The sequence below is a fragment of the Novosphingobium organovorum genome (assembly GCF_022832435.1).
Lineage (GTDB): Bacteria > Pseudomonadota > Alphaproteobacteria > Sphingomonadales > Sphingomonadaceae > Novosphingobium > Novosphingobium organovorum.
In genome coordinates this window covers 1-5166 of sequence record NZ_JALHLF010000042.1, presented here as the reverse complement: position 1 = coordinate 5166, position 5166 = coordinate 1, and the positions used below count along the sequence as shown (strand labels likewise).

Here is a 5166-nt window from a genome sequence, read left to right as displayed (position 1 = left end):
GCCGCTCGCAAGCGAGCGGCCGGGCCCATGGTGCGCGCGGCAAGGGGTGCGCGCGGATCAGAACTTCATCGAGGCCGAGGCCTTGAACACGCGGCCCAGCGCATAGGAGTTGAACTGCACCGTGCCGTCCTCGAAAGTCTGGTATTCCTTGTGCCCGCGCCCGGTGAGGTTGCGCCCTTCGAGCTTGAGCTCGAATTCGCTGCCGCCCACCTTGATGCCCTGGCGCACCACGAAGTCGATCGTGAAGCCGGGGTATTCGAACACGTCGGGCTGGCGCACCGAGCCGACCACGCCGCGGCTCGTCACGCGCCTGGAGGCGTAGTTGAGCATCAGCGTCTGCTGCGAGAGGTGGTCGGTGTCCTCGAGCCCGATCTCGAGGTTGGCGAGATGGCGCGACTGGCCGGTCAGCGGCGCGCCGTCGACGAAGTAGTCCTCGGCCGGCGACGTCGAGGTGTAGAGGTCGACGACGTCGTTCGAACCCACCTTCAGCTCGGACTTCGAAATCGTGTAGTTGGCGTTGAGCACCAGCTGGCGGGTTTCGAAGGCCTTGCCCAGGCCATAGAGTTCGAAGTGCTTCTCGGCCTCGAACTCGGCGCCGTAGAGGTTGGCGGCGGGCGCGTTGGCGTAGCTCGTGTAGAACCCGTTCGAATAGTACAGGTAGCTTTCGATCGGGTTCTTGATGTGCTTGTAGAACACGCCGCCCGAGAGGTGGTCCTGCCGGTCGAAGTACCACTCCATGCGGCCTTCGAGGTTGGTCAGCTGGCTGTCCTTGAGCTTGGGGTTGCCCTGGTAGCTGCGGTTGGAATCGGGATCGTAGAAGACCTGGTAGATCAGCTCGCGGAACTGCGGGCGCGCGATCGTCTTGGAGGCCGCGATGCGCAGCTGGAGCGCGGGCGTGAACTGGTAGGTCAGCGTGACCGCGGGCAGGAAATACTCGTTCTTGCTGGTGATCGTCGAGCCGGTGGCGGTGACCACCGGCTTGAGGATCGACTGCAGCTTGGCGTATTCCCAGCGCACGCCCGCATCGATCGAGAGATCGTCGGTGATCTGCCCATCGACCTTGCCGTAATAGGCGTGGTTGATGAGGCGGGCCTGGAACGCGCCGTAGGCGGCGTTCACGTCGCGCAGTTCAAGATCGTAGTCGACCCCGGTGTCCGAGCTGGCCAGATACCACATGCCCGGCTGGAGCAGGACGTCGAGGCGCAGCGTGCCAAGATCGGCGATGGTCGTCGAATCGCCGGTCGCGTAGACGTCGAACTCGCGCTGCATGTTGGAGCGTGAATTGATCTGGTAGGCGTAGCCCACCGTGCCGCTCCAGCTGGTCGAGAAGCTGTGCGAGACGTCGCCGCCCGCCGACCAGACATCCTCGTTGAGCCGCGAGAAGGTGACCGTGGTGGGCGAGGTGCCGCTGTTCGAGCCGAGGTAGTTGACGTAGGAATCGCCCGTCGTCGTGCCCGAGTTGAGCCGCACGTATTCGGCGGTGATCTCGTAAGGGGCCAGCCGCTTGGAATTGGCGTAACCCGCGCGCAGGTTGATCGTGGTGTCGTCTGCGGGCTTGAATTCGCCGACGATCTGGCTGTCGATCAGCTGACGCTCGTACCAGCCGGTGTGCTGGGTCATGTAATCGTAGCTGTCGTTCTGCTCGGGCTTCTTGCCCGAGGTCAGCACGGTGTTCTTGTCGGTGTCGTGGATGTAGACGTTGGTCCAGCGGATCGAATTGTCACCCCATTCGAGGCCCAGGCCAACGAGGCCGTTGACGACGATGCGGTTGTCGGTCTGCACCGCGGTGTTGCTCTCGATCAGCTGATCGTAGTCCGCGCTCAGGCCCTGGGTCGCCTCGCGGGTCGCCATGCGGGTCTGGGTCTTGTTCGAGTATCCGCCCGAGACGATCAGGCCCAGCGTCGCGCCGCCCATGTCGAACGACGTGCCGCCTTCGAGGTTGACCGAGAAGTTGGGCTGGGTGTGGTCGATCTTCTGGACCACCGAATTGCGGCCCGTGAACAGCACCGCGCCGATGTCGTTGGCGGTCTCGCTGGTCGCGCTGAGCGCTTCGTTGCTGTTGAACAGCGCGCGCAGGTCCTGGGGAATGCGGCGCAGGCCGTTGTCGTAGCCGGTCCAGTCGGTCTTCGAGCCATAGTAGCCGTAACTCAGCTGGTTGGTGGTCTCGCTGTCCCAGCCGATGCCGCCGCCGATGGTCAGGAAGCTTTCGTCGGGCACGGCCTGGGTGGTCAGGTTGATGACGCCGCCGCCGAATTCGCCGGGAAAGTTGACCGAGTAGGTCTTCTGCACCAGCGAGGAGGCGACCACGCTGGTCGGGAACATGTCGAGCGGGACGACACGCTTGAGCGGTTCGGGGCTGGGCAGCGGTGAGCCGTTGAGCAGCGCGAGCGAGTAGCGATCGCCAAGGCCGCGCACGTAGACGTAGCCGCTGCCGACCACCGACAGGCCGGTGACGTGGCCCAGCGCGCCCGCGATGTCGCCCTCGCCGGTGCGCGCGATGTCCTCGCTCGAGAGCACCGAGACGACTTCGGTCGCGGCGCGTTCGATGTTGAGCTGGCGCTTGCCGGTGACGATGATCGCGCCGCCGGGGATGGAGATGTCCGGGCTGGACGCAGCCGCGTCCTGATCGTCGCCGTCGGGGGGCGCCGCCATGGTGTTCCGGGCCGTGGTGTTCTGGGCCGTGGCGGGCTGGGAAGTGGTGTCGCTCTCCTGCGCCTTGGCGATGCCGGGCGTCAGCATCGTGGAGAAGAGCAGGAACGGGACAAGCCGCAGCTTGGTCATGGGTGGGTCCCCCTGAAATACGCGTGCAGATGGAAGCAAGGAAAAGGGGCGGCCGAACGGCGACCGCCCCTTTCCCGGATCGCTGGGCGGCCGATCAGGTGGTCGGCAGGGCGGTGCAGAGGCTGTCCGAACCGAAGTCGGCGGTGGCGTTGTCGCAGGTCCATCCGGTGTACCAGGTGTCGCTCGAGCCCGAGACGGCGCCGATGTAGGACACCGCGTCGAAGGTGCTCGAAAGGCTGGTCAGGCTGGCGTAGGCGGTCACGCCGCTTTCGTTCGTCCCGTTCACGAACGTGCTCGTGAGGGTCGAGGTGAAGGCCGAGTTGTTGTTGGTGCCGGCATCGAACATCGCCTCGGCATCGCCGGTGCTGTAGGTGCCGGTGTCGAGGAACGGGCCGGTGTCGCCGCAGGTCATGACCACCGAATTGGCGGTGAAAGTCGCCGATTCGCCCGCGACCGACGAGGAGCCGTGCAGACGGATGCACTCGTTGTTGGGGGTGTAGAAGATGCCGTTGACGAAGTTGGCGTCGGCGTTGCCGCGCACCATGACGCTCGCCGCGTCCGAGTTGGCGGGGTTGGAGCCGGCCTGGATCGCGGTGAAGTTGGCGTAAGTCGACGTCTGGCGCGGCGTGTCGCTGGTGTTGCCGTTCGAGTCGATCTCGAAGAAGGCGTCGCCGTCGCTCGCGCGCTGGGCGATGATGAGGTACTGGTAGTTGCCCTGGACGCCGGTGTCGGTGTCGAGGCTGTCGTCGTCGGCGTTGACCGCGATGTAGTGCTTCATGTTGACCGCACCACCGAAGAATTCGGCGCCGTCGTCCGAGCTGTTGACCGACTGGATGTAGTCCAGCGTGGTGCCGGTGCCGATCGCGCCCGCGGTGAGCGACTGCAGCTCGGCGTCGGCCGAGAGGCTGTAGCCCGAATAGCGGATCTGCACGTAGGTCATCGAACCCGCGCTATAGGTGTTGTCCGAACCGCCGAAGAGCGCCGGGGTGGCCGCGCCTTCGGTGTCGCGCTGGCACGGGGAGGTGCCGTCGGTGCAGTCGGTGGTGATGCCGCGGCCGAGCAGCACGACGCCGCCCCACTGGCCTTGCGAGCTGTCGGTGGCGGTGCCGATGACGTTCTGGCGGCTGGTGAACACGATCGGGCGCGAGGCGGTGCCGTCGGCCATGATCTGGTTGCCGCGGTTGACCGCGAGCCAGGCCGGATCGGTGGTGGTTTCGCCGTAGATCACCACGCCCGGATCGACCGTCAGCGTCACGCCGGTGTCGGCGCTGAGCGAGGTGGTGCCCGCCGAGATGCACGAGGCGGTGGTGGTGGTGTAGGGGCTGGCCGAAGTCGGGGCGGTCGGGCCGCCGTCGCAACCCACGTCGACGCGGCCGTTCATGCGGTAGATCACGCCTTCGACCGAGGACAGCACCGAGCTGGTGTCGATCAGCGAGGGCAGGGTGCACACGCGCCACGAGTTGCCCGAGGAATCCTCGATCGTGCCGTCGTCCGAAAGGCCGCCGGTGGCGTTGAAGCTGGGGCATTCGCTGGCCGCTTCGATCAGCGTGCCCGAGGTCGCGGTCGAGGTCGAGGTGCTGCCGTTGTTGTTGGTGATGACCACGCTGCCAGCGCCCGGCGAGGCGACGTCGTCGGCGCCGCAGCCGGCGAGTGCGAGCGCGCTGCAACCCAGAAGCAGCAAGCCAGAAAGATTCTTCACTTCGGTTTCCCCCGTTGGATCGGATTCGACGATGCGGGGCGTCCGTCATCGTTGCTCGCGGCCCTAAGGCGGGGGGGTGACAGTTTGTTGGCGATCTCGTGACAGTAATCTTCAGAAATAATACTGTAATATGACAATTGGTGCCGAGACGCGGATGGCGGAGCGGGGAATTCTCCGCGACTCACGTATTTCTGCGCAGTTCACGGTTTGATTGCACTTTTATGACACTGGAGTCATTTTTCTTGCTGGCTGTGCCTTTTGCCGCACAATCGGGCCAATCGCGCACCTCAAGGGAGAAAACCATGTCGCTCACCGCCGCCGCACTCGTTCTTCTGGCCGGGCAGGCCGCGCCCGCGCTGGCCGCCAATTCGCTGATCGTCGCGGTGCCACGCCCCGATTCGGCCTCGGCCGGGGCCGATGTCGCCTATGCCGAACTGAGCCGGGGCGAAGACCGCGCCGCGCTGGCCAAGCTGGTCGCCGCGCGCGCCGACCACGCGCAGGACCCGGCGGTGCTGCTCAATCTCGCCGCGGCCTACACGCGGCTGGGCGAGATGGACCGCGCGCTGGAGACCTACGACGCCGCGCTGTCCACCCGCGTGCGTTACGATCTGGAGACGGGCGACGGGCATTGGGCGGATTCGCGCGTGCTCGCCGCCGATGGCCGCCGCGCCAGCCTGCGCGCGCTG

General features: G+C 65.9%; 3 protein-coding genes. 1 reads left to right on the top strand and 2 read right to left on the bottom strand.

From position 1 onward, the window contains the following. Window positions 1-57: 57 nt before the first annotated feature. Window positions 58-2781: a TonB-dependent receptor domain-containing protein gene (locus MTR62_RS11645; RefSeq protein ID WP_244021040.1), complete on the bottom strand. Its 2724-nt coding sequence runs from the start codon at window positions 2779-2781 to the stop codon at window positions 58-60. Window positions 2782-2875: 94 nt separating this feature from the next. Further along, window positions 2876-4480, bottom strand: a complete 1605-nt coding sequence (locus MTR62_RS11640; protein ID WP_244021039.1) for a hypothetical protein — start codon at window positions 4478-4480, stop codon at window positions 2876-2878. A gap of 302 nt (window positions 4481-4782) precedes the next feature. Between MTR62_RS11640 and MTR62_RS11635 the strand changes: the two genes are divergently transcribed. Beyond that, on the top strand, window positions 4783-5166 hold a 384-nt coding region (locus MTR62_RS11635; protein WP_244021038.1), incomplete at its 3' end, for a hypothetical protein.